Origin of the sequence: Streptoalloteichus hindustanus (assembly GCF_900129375.1) — a bacterium.
GTDB classification, from domain to species: Bacteria; Actinomycetota; Actinomycetes; order Mycobacteriales; family Pseudonocardiaceae; genus Streptoalloteichus; species Streptoalloteichus hindustanus.
Genome location: NZ_FQVN01000008.1, coordinates 194,755 through 211,971, shown reverse-complemented (window position 1 = coordinate 211,971; position 17,217 = coordinate 194,755). Strand labels below are relative to the sequence as shown.

Below are 17,217 nucleotides of genomic sequence, written 5' to 3'. Positions count from 1 at the left end.
GTCACGCTCACCGCGAACCGCTGCCCGCCACCCCCGGACGCCCCGCGTACGGTGGACATATGAGCGATGTGCCGTTCGGGTTCCAGCCGCCGGACCCCGACGACCGCGAGCGCCGGGGGGACTCGGGGAAGCAGCCGGGTGGCGAGCGGCCCGGCGGGTCCGACCCGCAGGGGCTGCCGCCGGGCGGCGGGTTCCCCCCCGGCTTCGGGTCGTTCCCCGGGGGCGCCGGCGCGTTCGACTTCGGCCAGTTGGGCCAGATGCTGACCCAGCTCGGGCAGATGCTGAGCCAGGCGACGACGTCGAGCGGACCGGTCAACTACGACCTCGCCAAGCAGCTCGCCGGGCAGCGGCTCGCGTCCGCGGGCGCCGGCACGCCCACTCGCGAGCAGGCCGGCGCGGTGGCCGACGCCGTGCGCCTCGCGGAGCTGTGGCTGGACCCGGCGACCGCGTTGCCGGCCGGCGCGCGCACCACCCGGGCGTGGTCCGGCGAGGAGTGGGTCGAGCGGACCCTGCCGACCTGGCAACGCCTGTGCGACCCGGTGGCGCAGCGCGTGGCCGGCGCGTGGGTGGACGCCATGCCGGCGGAGGCCAAGCAGGCGGCCGGACCGCTGCTGTCGATGCTCGGCCAGATGGGCGGACTCGCGTTCGGCTCGCAGCTCGGCAACGCGCTGGGCCAGCTCGCCGCGGAGGTGCTGACCTCGACCGACGTCGGCCTGCCGCTGGGCGAGGAGGGCGTCGCGGCGCTGCTGCCGGCCAACATCGAGAAGTTCACCGCCGGCCTGGAGCGCCCGGCCAGCGAGGTCATGGTCTTCCTCGCCGCGCGCGAGGCCGCGCACCAGCGGCTGTTCACGCACGTCCCGTGGCTGCGGCAGCGCCTGCTGGCGACGGTGGAGGAGTACGCGCGGGGCATCCGCGTGGACACCTCGGCCCTGGAGCAGCTGGCCAGCCAGATGGACCCGACCAACCCGGCCTCGATCGAGGAGGCCATGCAGTCCGGGCTGCTGGAGCCGCAGACCACCCCGGAGCAGAAGGCGGCGCTGGCCCGGCTGGAGACGCTGCTGGCGCTGGTCGAGGGCTGGGTGGACGTCGTCGTGGGCGACGCGGTCGGCGAGCGGCTTCCGGGCGCGGACGCGCTGCGGGAGACGCTGCGCCGCCGGCGGGCCAGCGGCGGCCCCGCGGAGCAGACCTTCGCCACGCTGGTCGGCCTGGAGCTGCGGCCCCGCCGGCTGCGGGCGGCGGCCGCGCTGTGGCGGCTGGTCGGCGACCAGCACGGCGTCGAGACGCGGGACGGCCTGTGGGCGCACCCCGACCTGGTGCCGACCGCCGAGGACCTGGACGACCCGCTCGGTTTCGCCGAGCGGCTCGGCGCGGGCGCGAACGAGCTGGAGGACCCGCTCGCCGCGCTGGAGCGGGAGCACCGGCGCCGGGCCGAGGGCGGGACCGAGCCCGGTGGCCCCGAGAACAAGTCGACCGACAAGCCGACCGAGGGCGGCGCGGAGGACCAGCCCGGCGACGCCGGGCGCTGACGACCGACGACCGACGCGCGACCGACGGCTGACGCACGGCGGCCCGCCTCCTCCGGGAGGCGGGCCGCCGTCGTCCGGCTGACGCGGCCGGGTCAGTCGTCGCAGGCCGCGACGCCGGTGTCGGCGTCCTCCGCGGCGACCTCGCCCGTGTCGTCGCCCCCGACGTCCCACCCCGCGGCGGCGGAGAGGCCCTCCAGGTAGCCGATCGCCCGTTCCGTGCGGGGGTAGACGTTCACCAGCTCCCAGAAGTCGGGGCCGTGGCCGGGCACGAGCAGGTGCGCCAGCTCGTGCACCAGCACGTAGTCGAGGACCCACGCCGGCACGTCGCGGAGCCGGTCGCTGATCCGGATCGTCCGGTCCGCCGGCGTGCAGGAGGCCCACCGGGTGCGCATCGGCGGCACCCACCGCACGCTGCGGGGGACCGCCCGGCCGCCCAGGTGCCGCTGGGACAGCTCGCGGCAGCGGGCGAGCAGCGCCGCGTCCGAGGCCCGCGCGGGCGAGCGGCGGCGGGTCTCGCTGCGTTCGAGGCGACGCAGCATCTCCGCCACCCAGTGCTCCTCCTCGGCCCTGGTCATCCGGGCCGGGATGAGCACGACGACGGTGTCGCCCTCCCGGTAGGCGCTCACGGTCCGCTGGCGCCGGCGGCTCCGGCGGACCTCCACCCTGGTCGTCGACCCGGGTGCGGGTGCCCCGCCGGATATCGGTGCGGGTGTCCTGCTGTCCCCGGGTGCGGGGGCCCTGGTGGGATTGGCTGCGGGCGCGCGCCTGGGCTTGGCGGGCGCCCTGCTCAGCCCGGCGGTGTCGCTGGGCGCGGCTTTCCCGCGGGACGCGGTCGCGGGGGTCCCGCGAGACGCGCGTGCGGGCGTCCGGCTGGTTTCGGCCACGCCGCACACCGTAGGCGGCACCCCCGACGTCACGGGACCCCGAATCCCACCGTTCCGGGTGAACAAGACCGGCCTGGGCCAGGCCTACCTGCGTGAATGCGGGAACGACCATGGGTCCGGAGGTAGCGTGGCCGGCAGGTGGCCCTCCGCGGAACCTCACCGGTGGGGAGAGGGGCGGCCGCGGCGGCGGCCGAGGGATGCGCCGAGGGCGCCTGGAGGTCCCCGAGTGCGGCACGCGGTCCGTGCTCAGCCCGGCCGCACCGGCCGGGGCCCGTCTCGTAAGGGAGGCAGCCGTGGCTCAGACGTCCACATCCACCTACAACGGTTACTGCGTGAAGTGCCGCGAGAAGCGCGACTTCGAGGGCAAGGTCGAGGAGAAGAGCGGCCGCCGGATGGCCAAGGGGGTATGTCCGGTCTGCGGCACCAAGATGACACGCATCCTGGGCAAGGAGTCCTGACGTCCTGGCCCCCGTGTCGAGGGGTGGTCCCGTCACCGGCGGGCCACCCCTCGACGCTGTCCTGTGGACAACTCCGGCGGCCTGTGGACAGCCGTTTTCCCTTCTGGTCCGGCGCTGGCACGCTGCCGGCATGACCACGAGTGAGACCCACGCCACACTCCCCCGCCGGCCACGGCTGCTGCCCGGGCTCCCGCTCCTGTGGCGGGCGCCGGACACCGCGCAGCTGGGCGTCGACCCGGCGCGCGCCGCCGTGATCAGCGGGCTGAGCCCGGGTCAGGCGGGCGTGCTGCGGGAGCTGGACGGGCGGCACACCGTGGCCGAGCTGGTGCGCCAGGGGGCTGCGGGCGGCTCCAGCCCGCGCGAGGTGACCGAGCTGCTCACCCTGCTGGCCAGGGGTGGGCTGGTCGAGGACGCGATGGCGCCCCCGTCGGCCGCGCCCACCGTGCTGCCACCCCGGTTGGCGCCGGACCTGGTCGCGTGGACCCTGCGGACCGGTCGTCCCGGGCGGGCCGCGCTCGCGGAACGCGCCGAGACCACGGTCGTCGTGCACGGCGACGGCCGACTCGCGGTCGCGGTGGCGACGATGCTCGCGGCGGCCGGCGTCGGCCGGGTCCACGTGCTCGCCGAGGGGAACGTCCACCCGGAGGACACCGGGTGCGGCTACCTCGACGAGGACATCGGCCGGGAGCGCGGCCTGGCGGCGGTCGACGCGGTCTGCCGCGCCGCCCCCGGGGTGCGGGCCAGCCGGACCCCGCCGGCCCGGCCGTACGAGCTGGCGGTGCTGGCCGACGCGGTGGTGCCCGACCCGCGGCTCGTCCGCCGCCTCACCAGGGCGGCGGTCCCGCACCTGCTGGTCCGCGTGCGCGACGGCACGGGCGTGGTCGGCCCGCTCGTCCTCCCCGGTCGGACGAGCTGCGTGACCTGCCACGACCTGATCCGGGCCGATCACGACCCCCGGTGGCCCGCGCTGGCCGCGCAGCTCTCGGGCCGCGCCCAGCCGGTGGACCTGGGCTGCGCCATGGCCACCGCCGGGCTCGCCGTGAGCCAGGCGCTGCTCGCGCTGGGCTGGCGACACGCGGGCGCCGTTCCGCCGGCCACGGTCGACGGCACCCTGGAGCTCGACCCGGCGCGGGCGACGGTGGTGCGGCGCTCGTGGCACCGGCACCCCGACTGCCCCTGCTGGCGGGTCCGCGGGTGATGATCTGGGGGAAGGGACCACGGTCACCGCGGGCGCGCGGCGTCACGGGCCCGTTGGGCCGGTTGGGGGAAGAACCGCCACGGGGCTCATGGGTAGCGTGACGAGACAACGCCGGCGTGGCCCCGACTGTGGTGCGTCGACGTGACCGCTCAAGGGAGAATCGCCGCGTGACCGACATCCCGCGCCGGACCGTGCAGCGCACCGCCAAGCTCGCCAGCCTGCCGATCGGCGTCGCGGGCCGGGTCGCGGCCGGCTGGGGCAAACGGCTGGTCGGGCGCAGCGCCGAGGAGGTCTCGGCCGAGGTCTCCGCGAAGACCGCCGAGCAGGTGTTCGCGGTCCTCGGCCAGCTCAAGGGCGGCGCGATGAAGTTCGGGCAGGCGCTGAGCGTGTTCGAGGCGGCGGTGCCCGACGAGCTGGCCGCCCCGTACCGGGAGGCGTTGACCAAGCTCCAGTCCGCCGCCCCGCCCATGCCGACCAGGGCGGTGCACCGCGTGCTCGCCGAGCAGCTCGGCCGGAGCTGGGCGCGGCGGTTCGCCGAGTTCGACGACACCCCGGCCGCGGCGGCGAGCATCGGACAGGTGCACCGGGCGGTGTGGCACGACGGCCGCGAGGTCGCGGTCAAGGTCCAGTACCCGGGCGCCGACGAGGCGTTGCTGGCCGACCTGCGACAGCTCCAGCGGTTCAGCCGGCTGTTCCAGGCCCTGGTGCCGGGCACCGAGGTCAAGCCGCTGCTGGAGGAGCTGCGCGACCGGATGGCCGAGGAGTTGGACTACCGGGGCGAGGCCGACAGCCAGCGCGCCTTCGCCGCCGCCTTCGACGGCGACCCCCGGGTGCGGGTCCCGAGGGTGGTGGCCAGCGCGCCCAAGGTCATGGTCACCGAGTGGGTCTCCGGGCGGCCGTTGTCCCGCATCATCCAGGACGGCGAGCGCGCGGAACGGGACGCGGCCGGCCGGCTGCTCGCCGAGTTCCACTTCTCGTCCCCTGCCAGGTCCGGCCTGCTGCACGCCGACCCGCACCCCGGCAACTTCATGCTGCTCGACGACGGTCGGCTGTGCGTGATCGACTACGGGGCGGTGGCTCGGCTGCCGCACGGCCTGCCCCGCACGTTGGGCCTGATGGTCCGGCTCGCGCTGCGGGGCCAGTCCGAGGAGCTGCTCCAGCTCCTGCGCGACGAGCGGTTCGTCCGGCCCGGCACCGAGCTGGACGCCGAGGAGGTCCTCGCCTACCTCTCCCCGTTCGTCGACCCGATGCGGTCCGAGCGGTTCCGGTTCTCCCGGCGGTGGCTGCAGTCCCAGGTCGAGCGGATCGGCGACCTGCAGGGCAGGGACTTCCACACCGGGCGGTCGCTGAACCTGCCGCCCAACTACCTGATGATCCACCGGGTGACGTTCGGCGCGATCGGGATCATGTGCCAGCTCGACGCCGAGGTCCCGGCCCGCGAGATCGTCGCCCGCTGGCAGCCCGGCTTCGCCGACGACGAGCCGTCGGCCGGCTGACCGCTCACCACCACTCGACGGGCAGCTTGCCCTCGATGTCGCGCACGTGCCTGCGCGCGCAGTCGGGGCAGAGCCAGCGGGTGGCCCCCGACGTGCGCTCGGGCACCCAGGTCACCGCGGCCATCGCGTCCCGCGGATCACGCCGCGCCTCGCACCGGTCACACGCCACCACCTGATCGTTCACGCTCGCGGAGGATACGCCGTTCGGGTGTGGGACACCCCACGTTCCCGTGATCTGGATCGCTCCGCGCCGGACCGGCGGCAGTCGTCTCCCACCGTGATCCAGATCGCGGATCACGGTGGGAGACGGGAAGAAGCGCCGGCCGGCGTCGCCCGCGGTAGGCGACGCCGGCCGGCGTGGGTGGATCAGCCGAGGACCACCGCGGTCGCGGCGCGACCGGCCCGCCGGGCGGCGAACCGGGCCAACCACTCCCAGCGGTGGACCGAGGCCAGGCGGCGGGCCAGCCGTTGCTGGCCCGCCCAACGTTGCGCCTCCCGCATCCGGGTTCTGGCCATGGCTTCGTGCATCAGCATCGGGTTGGTCTCCCAGAGATCGTGGGCGGTGCGTGTGGGCTGGACGCTCATGCGGCTGCCTCCTGCTCGCGCATCTGCTCGGCGCGCGCCTCGGGGGCCCGCGCCTCGGGGACGCTCACCTCGCGGTCCTCCTTGCGCGGCCGGCCCCGCGGCCGCTTGCGGGCGATCACGGCGCCCCGCTCGAAGATCTCGCCTCCCCAGACTCCCCAGGGCTCCCGTCGCGCCAGGGCGCCGGCCAGGCACTGGGCCTTCACCGGGCAGTCGGCGCAGAGCCGCTTGGCCCGCTCCAGCTCGGCCGGGGCCTCGGCGAACCAGAGGTCGGCGTTGTTGACCCGGCAGGGCAAGGCGAGCTCGTCCTCCGGCAGCGCGGTCGCCAGCTCGGCCACGCCGACGGTGGAGCCTCCCACGGTCGGGGCGACGGGCAGCGTTCCGCCGGTGAGCGGAACGTTGGCGGTGAACATGAAGAAGTCCTCCATTCGATCACGCGGTGGCGTGTCTCGGTATGGGTGGTCGTGCATCTCGGGTTGCTGCATCTCGGGTTGGTGGTGCGGTCTCCGGCGAACCGGAGAAACACGAAGGCCGCGGATCCGGTATCGGGTCCGCGGCCTTCGTGAGCCTGGCTGTCCTGACTACGGGGTCAGGGGCTTGTCTCCAGGGCGCTCGAAGAGCCACGGACAGTGACGGACGGCAGATCTGCGTCGACGGCGAGCGGCGACCGCAGGGCGGTGGGAACGATGGCGGCAAAGCGCTCTTGGCGGGCGTGCTGCTCGCGCCGCTCGGCCTGCGAGCGGCCTCGCGTGGTCAGCTGCGGCTCACCATTCACACCGGCGGCCCCGGGCACCAGGTAGCCAGGGGTCGTCACCATCAAGATGGTGCTCGTCATCGTGGCCACCCCCTTCCCGGGGTTCTGATCTTCGTCCTGTCGGGCCTTCGCGCCCGGCCCTTGCAGGCTATTGGCAGGAGTGCGGTCGGGGCAACAGTTTTTTTCGCACTACTCAGGATCCGGTGAGAAAGCACCGGTGACCAGGGCAATCACGTCCGCGCCGTAGCGGTCCAGCTTTGCGGCCCCGATCCCGGGAATGGCCACCAGACCGGCCTCGTCCGCCGGCCGCTGCTCCGCGATCGCGGTCAACGTCGCGTCGGTGAACACCACGTAGGCGGGCACCTTGAGCTGCTTGGCCCGGTCGGTGCGCCACGCCCGGAGCCGGGCGAGCAACTCCTCGTCCACGTTGGACGGGCAGTCCGCGCACCGACCCAGTTTCACCGCCATCGTGCCGACGAGCGCACCACCGCAGGTGCGGCACCGGCGGCGCGTCTCGTCGCGCAGGCTGTTCCGGGACGGTGCGCCGTCCCGCCCGCGGCCGCGCACGGGCAGCGCTGCGGGGTGGTTCTCCGGGACCAGGCCGTAGAGGAACCGGCTGCGCCGCCGGTGCCGCCGGCCGCCCGGCGAGCGCGACAGCGCCCACGACAACGACAGGTGCTCCCGCGCCCGGGTGACGCCGACGTACAGCAGCCGGCGCTCCTCCTCCACGGCCTCCTCGTCGTCGCCGGCGTGCTGGATCGGCAGCGTGCCCTCGACCAGGCCGACGAGGAACACCGCGTCCCACTCCAGGCCCTTCGCGGCGTGCAGCGAGGCCAGGGTCACGCCCTCGACGGTCGGCGGGTGCTGCGCCTCGGCCCGCACGTCCAGCTCCTGGGCGAAGCGGGCGAGGTCGGCGTCCGGCACGACGGTCACCAGCTCCTCGGCCAGCTCGACCAGGGCCCGCAACGACTCCCAGCGCTCGCGGGTCGCGCCGCCGGCCGGTGGCTGCTCGGTCAGGCCCAGGGGGACGAGGACCGCCCGCACCTGGGCATCCAGGGTCTCCCCCACCGGGGAGGGCTCGGACGAGGGCGCCGGAGCGTCCTCGTCCGAAGGCGCCGACACAGGCGCCAGCGAGGGCACCGACGAGGACGCCGCCACGCGCAACGCCTGCATCGCCTGCCGCACCTCGGGCCGGGCGAAGAACCGCTCGCCGCCGCGCACCTGGTACGGGATGTCCAGTTCGGCCAACGCCTGCTCGTAGACCTCGGACTGCGCGTTGACCCGGAACAGCACGGCGACCTCGCTCGCCGGCACGCCCTCGTCGATCAGCTTCCTGATCCGCAGCGCGACCGCGGCCGCCTCGGCCGGCTCGTCGTCGTGCTCGGCGAACTCCGGCTCCGGACCGGGCGGGCGCTGGCCGACCAGGCGCAGCCGGGAACCCGCCGGCCGGCCCCGGGCGGCGCCGATCACCCGGTTGGCCAGCGACACCACCTGGGGGGTCGACCGGTAGTCCCGCTCCAGCCGCACCGTCGTCGCCTCGGGGAAGCGCCGGCCGAAGTCGAGCAGCCAGCGCGGCGTCGCCCCGGCGAACGAGTAGATCGTCTGGTTCGCGTCCCCGACCACGGTCAGGTCGTCGCGGTTGCCCAGCCAGGCGTCCAGCACGCGCTGCTGGAGCGGCGTCACGTCCTGGTACTCGTCCACGACGAAGCACCGGTACCGGTCGCGGAACTCGCCGGCGACGTCGGCGTGCTCCTCCAGCGCCGCGGCGGTGTGCAGCAGCAGGTCGTCGAAGTCGAGCACCCGGGCCCGCATCTTGAGCTGCTCGTAGGTCGCGTAGACCAGCGCGACCTGCTCGGCGGGACCCGGTGTGTCGCGGTGGACGCGCGCGGCCACCGCCGGGTAGTCCTCCGGCGTCACCAGCGACGCCTTGGACCACTCGATCTCGCTGGCGAAGTCGCGCAACGACTCCCGCTCGGTCGGCGCGCCCGCGCGGTGCGCCGCCTGGCCGACGAGCCGCAGCTTGTGCTCCACCAGCTGCCACGGCTCGTCGTCGACGACGCGCGGCCAGAAGTAGCGGAGCTGGCGCAGGGCCGCGGCGTGGAAGGTCTTGGCCTGCACGCCGTGCGCGCCGAGCGCCCGCAGCCGGGTCCGCATCTCCCCGGCGGCGCGAGCGGTGAAGGTGACCGCGAGCACCTGGCCGGGCGCCACGTGGCCCCGGTGCACCAGGTGGGCGATGCGTCGGGTGATGGTGCGGGTCTTGCCGGTGCCGGCGCCCGCGAGAACGCACACCGGTCCCCGAGGCGCGACCACCGCGGCCCGCTGCTCCGGATCGAGACCCTCCAGCAGCTCGTTCGCGGCGTCCATGAGGCCATCCTCGCACCAGCCCCCGACCGTCCCCGTCCGCCCCCCGACGCCGCTGCGGCCCCGGCTGGCCGGCCTCCCCCACGCGCCGGACGCCGCCCCGGGAACGCGTTTCCGCTGTTCACGGCCCGCGTCCGGCCATTCTGGCCGGCCGGCCACAACCCGGCCGACGGACGTTTTCCCGCCTTTCCACCCGTCAGCGTGAATCCCGACCGGTCCGTTTTGTCAGACCCCCATGAGATGTTTGAAATGGGGGGTTCCCCATAACTAATCCCTGGAGATAAGCAAAGAGCAGGAACGGCTGGCGCGCGCCGCCGGAGCCGGGGAGCGCTCGGCCCGACCCACGCGGGCGCGGGTCGGGCCGGGTGTCGAGCGTGGGCGGGCGCCAGGGCCCGGGTGATCAGTGGCCGGGCGGGTTCGCCCAGCCCTCCAGCATCTGGCGGGCGATGGAGGCCCGGCCGGGGAGGATGAGCCCCGGGAGGGCGCCGCCCGCCGCCAGCGCGGCGCGCACCTGGTCGCGGTGCACCCAGCGGGCCTCCTCGATCTCGCCGTCCATCGGACGCAGCGGCGCGTCCCGCGAGGCCACGGCGGCGAAGCCCATCATCAGCGACCGGGGCAGCGGCCACGGCTGGCTGCCGAGGTACCGGACGTCGCGCACGGCGATCCCGACCTCCTCGGCGATCTCCCTGGCGACGCACGCCTCCGCCGACTCGCCGGCCTCCACGAACCCGGCCAGCACCGAGTAGCGCTCCGCCGGCCACACCGGCTGCCTGGCCAGCAGCACGTGCTCGCCGTTGACGCCCTCCTCGTCGTGGACGAGGCAGATCACCGCCGGATCGGTGCGCGGGTACTCCTCACGCCCGCAGCCGGGGCAGTCCCGCGCCCACCCGGCCTTCACCCGCCGGGTGTGGGAGCCGCACGCGGCGCAGAAGTTCGCGTTGTCGTGCCAGTTGAGCAACGCGACGGCGGCGGTGAGCAGGCCGGCGTCGGTGTCGTCGAGCAGGGCGCCGACCGTGCGCAGGTCCTCCCAGGCGCGGTCGGCCTCGTCCGGCCCGACCCGCAGCGCCCAGTACGTGTCGCCGCCGCTCACCCCGAGCAGCACGGCGGCCTCCGGCGGCGCCGCCCCGAACGGGGTGGTCTCCTGGAAGGCCAGGGCGTAGCCGTCACCCTCGGCGCGGGGGGCGCCGCCTCCCCGGTGCACCGGGGTGCGACCGCGCGGGTCCACGAGCACCAGCCTCGCTTCCGACCACCGCCGGGCCAGCCGCTCGGCGTCGGACCGCACGGACTCGTCCCTGTCCACTGTGGACCGGGACAGCGCCGGCATGCCGGCCAGCCCGAAGGGCGTGACCGGGCGGGCGCCCTCCCGTGTCGGGCATTCCCCAGGCAGCGCGCTCACGGAAGCCGGACACCCCCCAGCGCGCCCAGCGGCCGGGCCAGCCGGTCGGCGTCGCCCACCAGCACGCCGGTCCAGCGGTCGGGCGTGAAGAACCGCAGCGCCGCCTCGGCGACCTCGTCCACCGTCACCCGCTGGAGCCGGCCGGGGTGCTCCCGCAGCCACTCCGGGCCGAGGCCCAGGCCGGCCAACGCCGCCAGCATCGACGCCAGCCCCGCCTGCGAGGCCGTCGAGGTGAGCAGCCCGCCGACGGCGTACCGCCGCGCGGAGTCCACTTCGGACTCGGTGGGCGGGACGACCGTCATCCTGGCGATCTCGTAGCGGGTCTCCAGCACGGCGGGCGCGGTGGCCTCGCTCGCGGTGTCGGCGTCGACCAGCACCGTCGCGCCGCCCGGCGTGAACTCCGGGTACGACTGGGCGCTGTAGGTGTAGCCCTTGTCCTCGCGGATGTTCTCCACCAGCCGGGAGGAGAAGTAGCCGCCGAACACCAGGTTCGCGAGCTGGAGCGCCGGGTACGCCGGGTCGGTGCGCGGGACGTAGGGCGCGGACAGCCGGATCTGCGACTGCACGGCCCCCGGCCGGTGCACCAGCAACAGGTCGCCGCCGGGAACCTCGGGCAGCGGCGGCAGTTCCACGGCGGAACGGTCGGCGGTCCAGCCGTGCAACGCGGCGGCCACGGAGTCCACGGCGCGCTGCGGGTCGATGTCGCCGACCAGCACCAGCACCGAGCCGCGCGGCAGGACGGCCCGGGCGTGCAGCTCGCGGACCTCCTCGGCGGTCACCCTGGCGACCTCCTCGGCGCCGGGCATCTCCCTGGTGAACGGGTGGTCGCCGTAGCGGTGCCGCTGCAACGCCTCCCTGGCGATGACCCGGGGCTGGGAGCGCGCCACCGCGATCCGCTCGACCAGGCGCTCCCGCTCCCGCCGCACCTCGTCGTCCGGGTAGGTCGCGCCGGTCAGCACGTCCGCGAGCACGTCGAACAACACGTCCATGCCCTCGACGAGCGCGCTGCCGCCGATGCTGAGCCGCTCCGGGTCGACCACGGCGTCCAGCTCGCCACCGACCCGGGCCAGGTCGGTGTCCACCTGCACCCGACCGCGCCGCCGGGTGCCGGTCAGCACGGTGGTCGACAGCAGCTCGGCGCGCGCGGAGTGCGTGGCCTCCTCGCCGGCGAACGGAATCCGCAGGCGCAGCTCGACCATCGGCACCGCCGGGCGGTGGACCGCGAGCACCCGGAGCCCGTTGGGCAGCACGGTGTCGAGCGTCAGCGGGTCGGCCGCGGCGCGCTGCTCGCCCAGCGGCGGCAGCGGGCGGGGCCCCTGCGTGGTGCGGCCGATCTCGTCGGCGGTGCGGTGGGTGACGGGCGCGGTCACTCGGTACCTCCCTGGGGGACGACGGTCAGCACCGCGCGGGAGTCGGGGCGCATGGCCTTGGCGGCGGCGGCCACGTCGGCGGCGGTCACGGCGGCGATGCGCCTCGGCAGCTCGCCGATCAGCTCGGCCCTGCCGTGCAGCAGCTCCATCGCGCCGAACGCGAGGGTCCTGGACACCAGGCGGTCGTGCTCCCGGTGCAGCCCGGCCACCCAGCGCGCGGTGACCCTGGCCAGTTCGTCGGCGTCCGGGCCGTCCCCGGCCAGCCGCTCCAGCTCCTCGTCGAGGGCGGTCAGCACGCGGTCGGGCGCCACGGCCGGCGGGAAGATCGCGGTGACGGTGAAGGTGTCCGGGTCGCGGGCGTCCAGCGGACTGAACAGGCCGCAGCCGGCGGAGACCTCGGTGACCAGGGCGTCCCGGTGCACCAGGCGCTGCTGGAGCCGGGAGGAGTCGCCGTCGCTGAGCACGGCGGCCAGCACGACGTGCGTCAGGTAGGCGTCCAGCTCGGTGACCGGGTCGGGCAGCCGGTAGCCGACGGCCAGCGCGGGCAGCGGGGCGTGCGGGTCGACGTGCTCGGCGCGCCGCTCGCCGACCGGCGGCGGTTCGGCGAAGGACGGCCGGGTCGGCACCTCGCGCGCGGGCACGTCGCCGAAGTGGCGGTGCACCAGCTCGGTGGTCGCGGCCACGTCCAGGTCGCCGGCGACGGTCAGCACGGCGTTGCCCGGGGCGTAGTAGGTGTCGAAGAAGGCCGCGCAGTCCTCGACCGTGGCCTGCTCCAGGTCGGTGAAGTCGCCGTAGCCGTTGTGGGCGTTGGCGAAGGTCCGGTAGAGCACCGGCGGGAGCAGGATCCACGGGAACCCGCCGTAGGGCCGGTTCAGCACGTTGAGCCGGATCTCCTCCTTGACCACGTCGACCTGGTTGCGGAGGTTCTCCTCGGTGATGCGCGGCGCGCGCATCCGGTCGGCCTCCAGGAACAACGCGCGTTCCAGGGCCGCCGACGGCAGCACCTGGAAGTAGTCGGTGTAGTCGGGGTGGGTGGACCCGTTGAAGCTGCCGCCCGAGCCCTGGACGTGCCGGAAGTGGGCCAGCTTCTCCAGGCTCTCGCTGCCCTGGAACATCAGGTGCTCGAACAGGTGCGCGAAGCCGGTGCGGCCCTCCGGCTCGGAGCGGAACCCGACGTCGTAGTGCACGCTGACGGCGATCACCGGCGCCGAGCGGTCCGGCGCGAGCAGGACGCGCAGCCCGTTGGGCAGGGTGAACCGGTGCAGCTGGGGTGCGGCCATGAACAGCAGCCTACGTGCGTCACCCTCGGTCAGCTCGCCAGATCACGAACACCCAAAAGAGTGACACGGGCGGGTCAGCTCCGCAGCGACCGCAGATGCCCCGCCTGCGCCAGCGCCCCGTCCAGCGCGCCGAGGAACGCCGGGAAGTGGGCGGCGAACCGGTGCAGGTCGTGCTCGCCGTCGCCACCGCCGGCCCCGTACCAGTAGAGCCCCGGCGTGCCGTCGGCCCCCGGGTCGAGCGTGGCGAAGGCGGCCAACCACCGGTCGACCTCGCCGAGCACGACCGCGTAGGGCAGCGACCGGGAGAAGACCATCTCCCGGTCGGCCGGCGGGATCACGTCGGGGGTCGCGCCGCGCAGGTACTCGCGCAGACCCCTCACCTGTTCGAGGAGCGCGCTGCCCCGGCGGGTGCGGGCCGGCATCCACCGGGAGCCCACGGCCAGCGCGACCCCACCGACGATCACCGCGAGGCCGAGCAGCGCGACCTGGGTGGTCAGCGCGAGGACGACCGTGAGCGCCGCGCCGACGACGCCGATCCCCGTGCCCACCCACCACCAGCGGCTGCGCTCGGCGTCGGGGCGGCGCTGGAACCAGTGCGCGTCCACCACGTCGGCGTACAGCGCCTCGCGCACCGCGGTGAGGTCGAGGCCGGCGACGCGCAGCTCGGACAGCAGAACGTGGTCGCGGGCGTGCTCGCCCGCGGAGGGCAGCAGCGCCTCGTACACCGCGCGCTCGTAGCGCCGGAGGTGCTCGTCGGCCGGGTTCCGGCGCACGACGCGCCAGTCCGGGGCGGACCCGGCGATCTCCTCGACCCACACGTAGTTGCGGACGGCGAGGTCGACGACCGTGGCCGCGACGTCCACGACGTCGACGTGCTCGTCCACCACCGTGCCCACCTGGCCGGGCAGCACGCCGTCGGGCGAGGCGAACCCGACCCGGCCGGCGTCGTCGGCGACCAGCACGTCCACCGGTCCGATGTCGGTGGCCAACGCGCGCGCGTCGCGGCCCCGGGCCCACCACAGCAGGGCGACCCCGCCGAGCAGCAGCAGCGTCAGCCCGCCGAGGGCGGCCCCGCTGACCGGGGTGAGCGCGAAGGCCCGCGCCAGGGCGAACGTCTCGTCGAACCGGGCGTTGGCCGCGACCGTGCCGGCCTCCACCCCCACCGCGACGTCCATCCGCTGGCCCGCCCGCAGGCCGATCTCCTGGGCGCGGGCGATCTGCAGCCCGTCGATCTGGGAGAGGTCGCAGGCGTTGGTCGAGCCGGGCGGCCCGGCCAGGCAGGTGATCGACCGCGGCGGGTTGGGCGAGACGACCGAGACGGTGACCTTGTCCAGGTCCGCGTTCCAGCCGCCGGAGGCCTGCCAGCGGATCTCCTGCCTGCCGTCGACGTCCGCGACCACGCCGTCGACGGTGTACTGCGCGGTCGAGGCGCCCGCGTCGAACCGGAGCGTGAGCTGGTCGGCGGTGACCTCGGCGCGCCCGTGGCCCTCGACGCCGGCGCCGCTCACCGCGAAGACGCGGTCGAGGTCGTCGCCGACGGCCTGCCGCAACGGGACGGTCCGGGTCACCGACTGCCCCGCGGGGACGGTGACCTGCTCGGTCACCGTGAGCTTGCCGTCGCGTTCCAGCCGCAGCTTCACGTCGGCGGCGACGGCGCCCGGCAGCGCGGACGACGTGGTGGGCTCGCCCGCCCCGGTGGAGGGCGGTGGCGGCGGCGACAGGACGAACCCGGTCGCCGTGACAAGGACCGCCGCCGCGGCCGCACCCCAGTTTCGCAACACGGCTGCGGAGGATAACGAAGCGTTCCTATGCTCTGGGGCCGATCGCCGATCTCCGGTCCACCTCGTCCTGTCCGGTCGATCAGCGTCGTCGCGCTCGAGGGGGAACTCGCTTCATGACGCCGCAGCGCCCTTTCGGGCCGCCGCACCACTCCTGGCCGCCGCCGGCTCCGGTGGCGCCGCCGCCGGTCGCCCGGCCCCTCGGGCCGCCTCCGCCGGCGGCCCGGCGGACACCACCGCCGCAGGGGCCTCCGACGGGGCCGACCGCGCGCCCCCCGATGCCACCGCCACCGGCCGGCGCTGCCGTGCCGCCTCCAGGGGCGCGTCCAGGGCCGCCTCCCGTGCCATCTCCCGGGCCATCTCCCGGGCTGCCTCCCATGCCGCCGCACGGGCCGCGCCCCGTCGGCGCGCCACCGATGCCGCCGCCCCGGCCGGTCATGCCGCCGCCGCGCCCCATGGCCGCGCCCGGTTCGCCCGGCCCGGTCATGCCGCCGCCGGCCGTGGCCCGGCCTCCGTTCCCGCAGCAGGGACATCCGCAGGGACATCCGGCCCCGCCGCCGTGGGCGCCCGCCGGCCCCCGGCCCTACGGGCCCGTGCCGCCCGGCCCCCGGAAGTCCAACGCCGGGCCGTTGGTCGCCGTCGCGTTGATCCTCGCCGCGATGGTCGGGATCGGCGTGGTCGGGTACGCCGCCAGCGGCAGCAGCCATCGGCGGGCGGCCGAGCCAGGCTACGACCGCTACCCCACCGGGACGTCGGTCCCCACCTACACGACGGCGTCGGCGGCCTCCACCACCACGACCACCGCGACGACCTCGTCCACGACGCGCGCCGAGCGCACCGGCAGCGGCTCCACCCCCCGCACGAGCGCGCAACAGACCCAGACGAGCAGGGAGCCGGCCCAGCCCAGACCCGTTCCCAAGCTCGCCGACAACCCGCTGCACAACCCCAACCTGGGGATGGCCAAGACGAACTGCGCGCTGCCCCGGTGGGGCGGCGCCGACCCCAACGCCCAGCTCGCCTACTACGAGGCCGCCGTGGGGTGCCTGGCCAGGGCGTGGGACCCGGTGCTCGCCGCCGCCGGCCTGCCGACCGGCCCGCCCCGCGTGTTCACGCCGACCAGCCCGTTCAACAGCCCCTGCGGGAACAACAACCCGCCGACCAGGCCCGCGTTCTACTGCCAGGGCAACATCTACATGCCGCCGCTGTACTTCTCGCAGGTGGAGCGGCAGCCCGTCGACCAGCCGGCCATCTACCTCGGCGTCCTCGCCCACGAGTACGGCCACCACGTCGAGCAGCTCAGCGGCGTGATGGACGCGGCGTGGCGGCTGCGGTACGACCACGGCGAGGGCAGCCCGGCCTCCCTGGAGATCTCGCGCCGGCTGGAGCTGGAGGCGACCTGCCTCGGCGGGATGTTCTTCGCCGGCGTCGTCGGGAACGGCTCGGTCAGCCGGGCGACCTACGACACCGTGCTGCGCGACAACTACAACCGGGGCGACTCACCGGGCAACGGCCGGCCCCGGGACCACGGCACCATGCGCAACAACGGCGCGTGGTTCCAGCAGGGGGCCGAGAAGAACCGCACCTACCAGTGCAACACCTGGTCCGTGGGAGCCGACGCGGTGGGCTGAGGACGGCGTCGCGGTCCGGGCGGCGGTGGGCGCGCTCTCTTCTATGCTCGTCCGCCAGCCCAGTGGATCACCGAGGAGAGCCCGCTCCATGACGCCGCCGTCGGGGCCGCACGGCTCGTGGCCACCGCCGATGCCCGTCGCACCGCCGCCGGCCGCGTTGCCACTCACGCCGTCCGAGACCACCCATCCGGCCCACCCGGCTCCGGGCGCCCCGCTGCGCGCGCCCGCTCCCGGCGCAGGACGCGGTGAGCCCCAGGGGCTGGCGCACCCCGGGGATCTCCGGCCGCGGGCAGGGCAGTCCGGGCCGGCGGCCCCGCGTTCCGACGCCACCCGTCCGACGATCACGGCGCCCGGCCCCGCTCGCCCCACGCCGCCCGGCTCCCCCTCTCCCCAGCGTCCAGTTGACCGTCCACAGTCGACTGTCCACAGGAGACACAACTCACCCGGCTCACGGCCCGGTCCTCCCCCGCCACGGCAACTCCCCGTCCCACCGCCCCGACCCGCGC

15 protein-coding genes are annotated in these 17,217 nt (G+C 75.3%); 5 read left to right on the top strand and 10 right to left on the bottom strand.

All coding sequences use genetic code 11. The features are described 5' to 3' along the window. Positions 1 to 59: 59 nt before the first annotated feature. The gene (locus BUE43_RS24215) at positions 60 to 1,526 is read left to right on the top strand and encodes a zinc-dependent metalloprotease (protein ID WP_073487238.1); all 1,467 of its coding nucleotides are present in this window, start codon (positions 60 to 62) and stop codon (positions 1,524 to 1,526) included. A gap of 92 nt (positions 1,527 to 1,618) precedes the next feature. Here the strand turns inward: BUE43_RS24215 and BUE43_RS24210 are convergent, their stop codons facing one another. Beyond that, positions 1,619 to 2,227 (bottom strand): M48 metallopeptidase family protein, encoded by a 609-nt coding sequence (locus BUE43_RS24210; protein ID WP_073487494.1) that lies wholly within the window; start codon positions 2,225 to 2,227, stop codon positions 1,619 to 1,621. 476 nt (positions 2,228 to 2,703) lie between these two features. Here BUE43_RS24210 and BUE43_RS34795 point away from each other — a divergent pair, with 476 nt between their 5' ends. From BUE43_RS34795 to BUE43_RS24195, 3 genes are all read left to right on the top strand, one after another. Continuing rightward, positions 2,704 to 2,868 (top strand): DUF5679 domain-containing protein, encoded by a 165-nt coding sequence (locus BUE43_RS34795; protein ID WP_200797659.1) that lies wholly within the window; start codon positions 2,704 to 2,706, stop codon positions 2,866 to 2,868. 130 nt (positions 2,869 to 2,998) lie between these two features. After that, positions 2,999 to 4,066: a ThiF family adenylyltransferase gene (locus BUE43_RS24200; protein WP_073487234.1), complete on the top strand. Its 1,068-nt coding sequence runs from the start codon at positions 2,999 to 3,001 to the stop codon at positions 4,064 to 4,066. A 167-nt stretch (positions 4,067 to 4,233) separates the two neighbouring features. Further along, on the top strand, positions 4,234 to 5,562 hold the full coding sequence (locus tag BUE43_RS24195; RefSeq protein WP_073487232.1) for an ABC1 kinase family protein: 1,329 nt from the start codon (positions 4,234 to 4,236) through the stop codon (positions 5,560 to 5,562). A gap of 4 nt (positions 5,563 to 5,566) precedes the next feature. Here BUE43_RS24195 and BUE43_RS33650 read toward each other — a convergent pair whose 3' ends face one another. The 9 genes from BUE43_RS33650 to BUE43_RS24155 all read right to left on the bottom strand — a co-directional run bounded on the left by BUE43_RS33650 (position 5,567) and on the right by BUE43_RS24155 (position 15,086). After that, the gene (locus BUE43_RS33650; RefSeq protein ID WP_143174352.1) at positions 5,567 to 5,746 is read right to left on the bottom strand and encodes a hypothetical protein; all 180 of its coding nucleotides are present in this window, start codon (positions 5,744 to 5,746) and stop codon (positions 5,567 to 5,569) included. Positions 5,747 to 5,928: 182 nt separating this feature from the next. After that, positions 5,929 to 6,147 (bottom strand): hypothetical protein, encoded by a 219-nt coding sequence (locus BUE43_RS24190; RefSeq protein WP_073487229.1) that lies wholly within the window; start codon positions 6,145 to 6,147, stop codon positions 5,929 to 5,931. Beyond that, a complete protein-coding gene (locus BUE43_RS24185; protein ID WP_083960119.1) occupies positions 6,144 to 6,557 on the bottom strand; it encodes a WhiB family transcriptional regulator in 414 nt (137 codons plus the stop codon). Before BUE43_RS24185 ends, BUE43_RS24190 begins: the two co-directional genes overlap by 4 nt. Before the next feature lie 176 nt (positions 6,558 to 6,733). After that, positions 6,734 to 6,979 carry a hypothetical protein gene (locus tag BUE43_RS24180; protein ID WP_143174351.1) on the bottom strand — a complete coding sequence of 82 codons (246 nt, stop codon included), beginning with the start codon at positions 6,977 to 6,979 and terminating at the stop codon, positions 6,734 to 6,736. A 108-nt stretch (positions 6,980 to 7,087) separates the two neighbouring features. Then, on the bottom strand, positions 7,088 to 9,262 hold the full coding sequence (locus tag BUE43_RS24175; protein WP_073487225.1) for an ATP-dependent DNA helicase UvrD2: 2,175 nt from the start codon (positions 9,260 to 9,262) through the stop codon (positions 7,088 to 7,090). 397 nt (positions 9,263 to 9,659) lie between these two features. Next, positions 9,660 to 10,583 carry an NAD(+) diphosphatase gene (nudC, locus tag BUE43_RS24170; RefSeq protein ID WP_073487489.1) on the bottom strand — a complete coding sequence of 308 codons (924 nt, stop codon included), beginning with the start codon at positions 10,581 to 10,583 and terminating at the stop codon, positions 9,660 to 9,662. A gap of 68 nt (positions 10,584 to 10,651) precedes the next feature. Beyond that, the gene (locus BUE43_RS24165) at positions 10,652 to 12,025 is read right to left on the bottom strand and encodes a M16 family metallopeptidase (RefSeq protein WP_073487222.1); all 1,374 of its coding nucleotides are present in this window, start codon (positions 12,023 to 12,025) and stop codon (positions 10,652 to 10,654) included. Continuing rightward, complete coding sequence (locus BUE43_RS24160) at positions 12,022 to 13,305, bottom strand: M16 family metallopeptidase (protein ID WP_073487220.1); 1,284 nt, start codon at positions 13,303 to 13,305, stop codon at positions 12,022 to 12,024. Before BUE43_RS24160 ends, BUE43_RS24165 begins: the two co-directional genes overlap by 4 nt. A gap of 74 nt (positions 13,306 to 13,379) precedes the next feature. Then, positions 13,380 to 15,086, bottom strand: coding sequence for a DUF2207 domain-containing protein (locus tag BUE43_RS24155; RefSeq protein WP_073487217.1), 1,707 nt, complete (start codon positions 15,084 to 15,086; stop codon positions 13,380 to 13,382). A gap of 374 nt (positions 15,087 to 15,460) precedes the next feature. Here BUE43_RS24155 and BUE43_RS24150 point away from each other — a divergent pair, with 374 nt between their 5' ends. After that, positions 15,461 to 16,711, top strand: a complete 1,251-nt coding sequence (locus BUE43_RS24150; RefSeq protein WP_073487215.1) for a neutral zinc metallopeptidase — start codon at positions 15,461 to 15,463, stop codon at positions 16,709 to 16,711. The last annotated feature ends 506 nt before the right edge of the window (positions 16,712 to 17,217 follow it).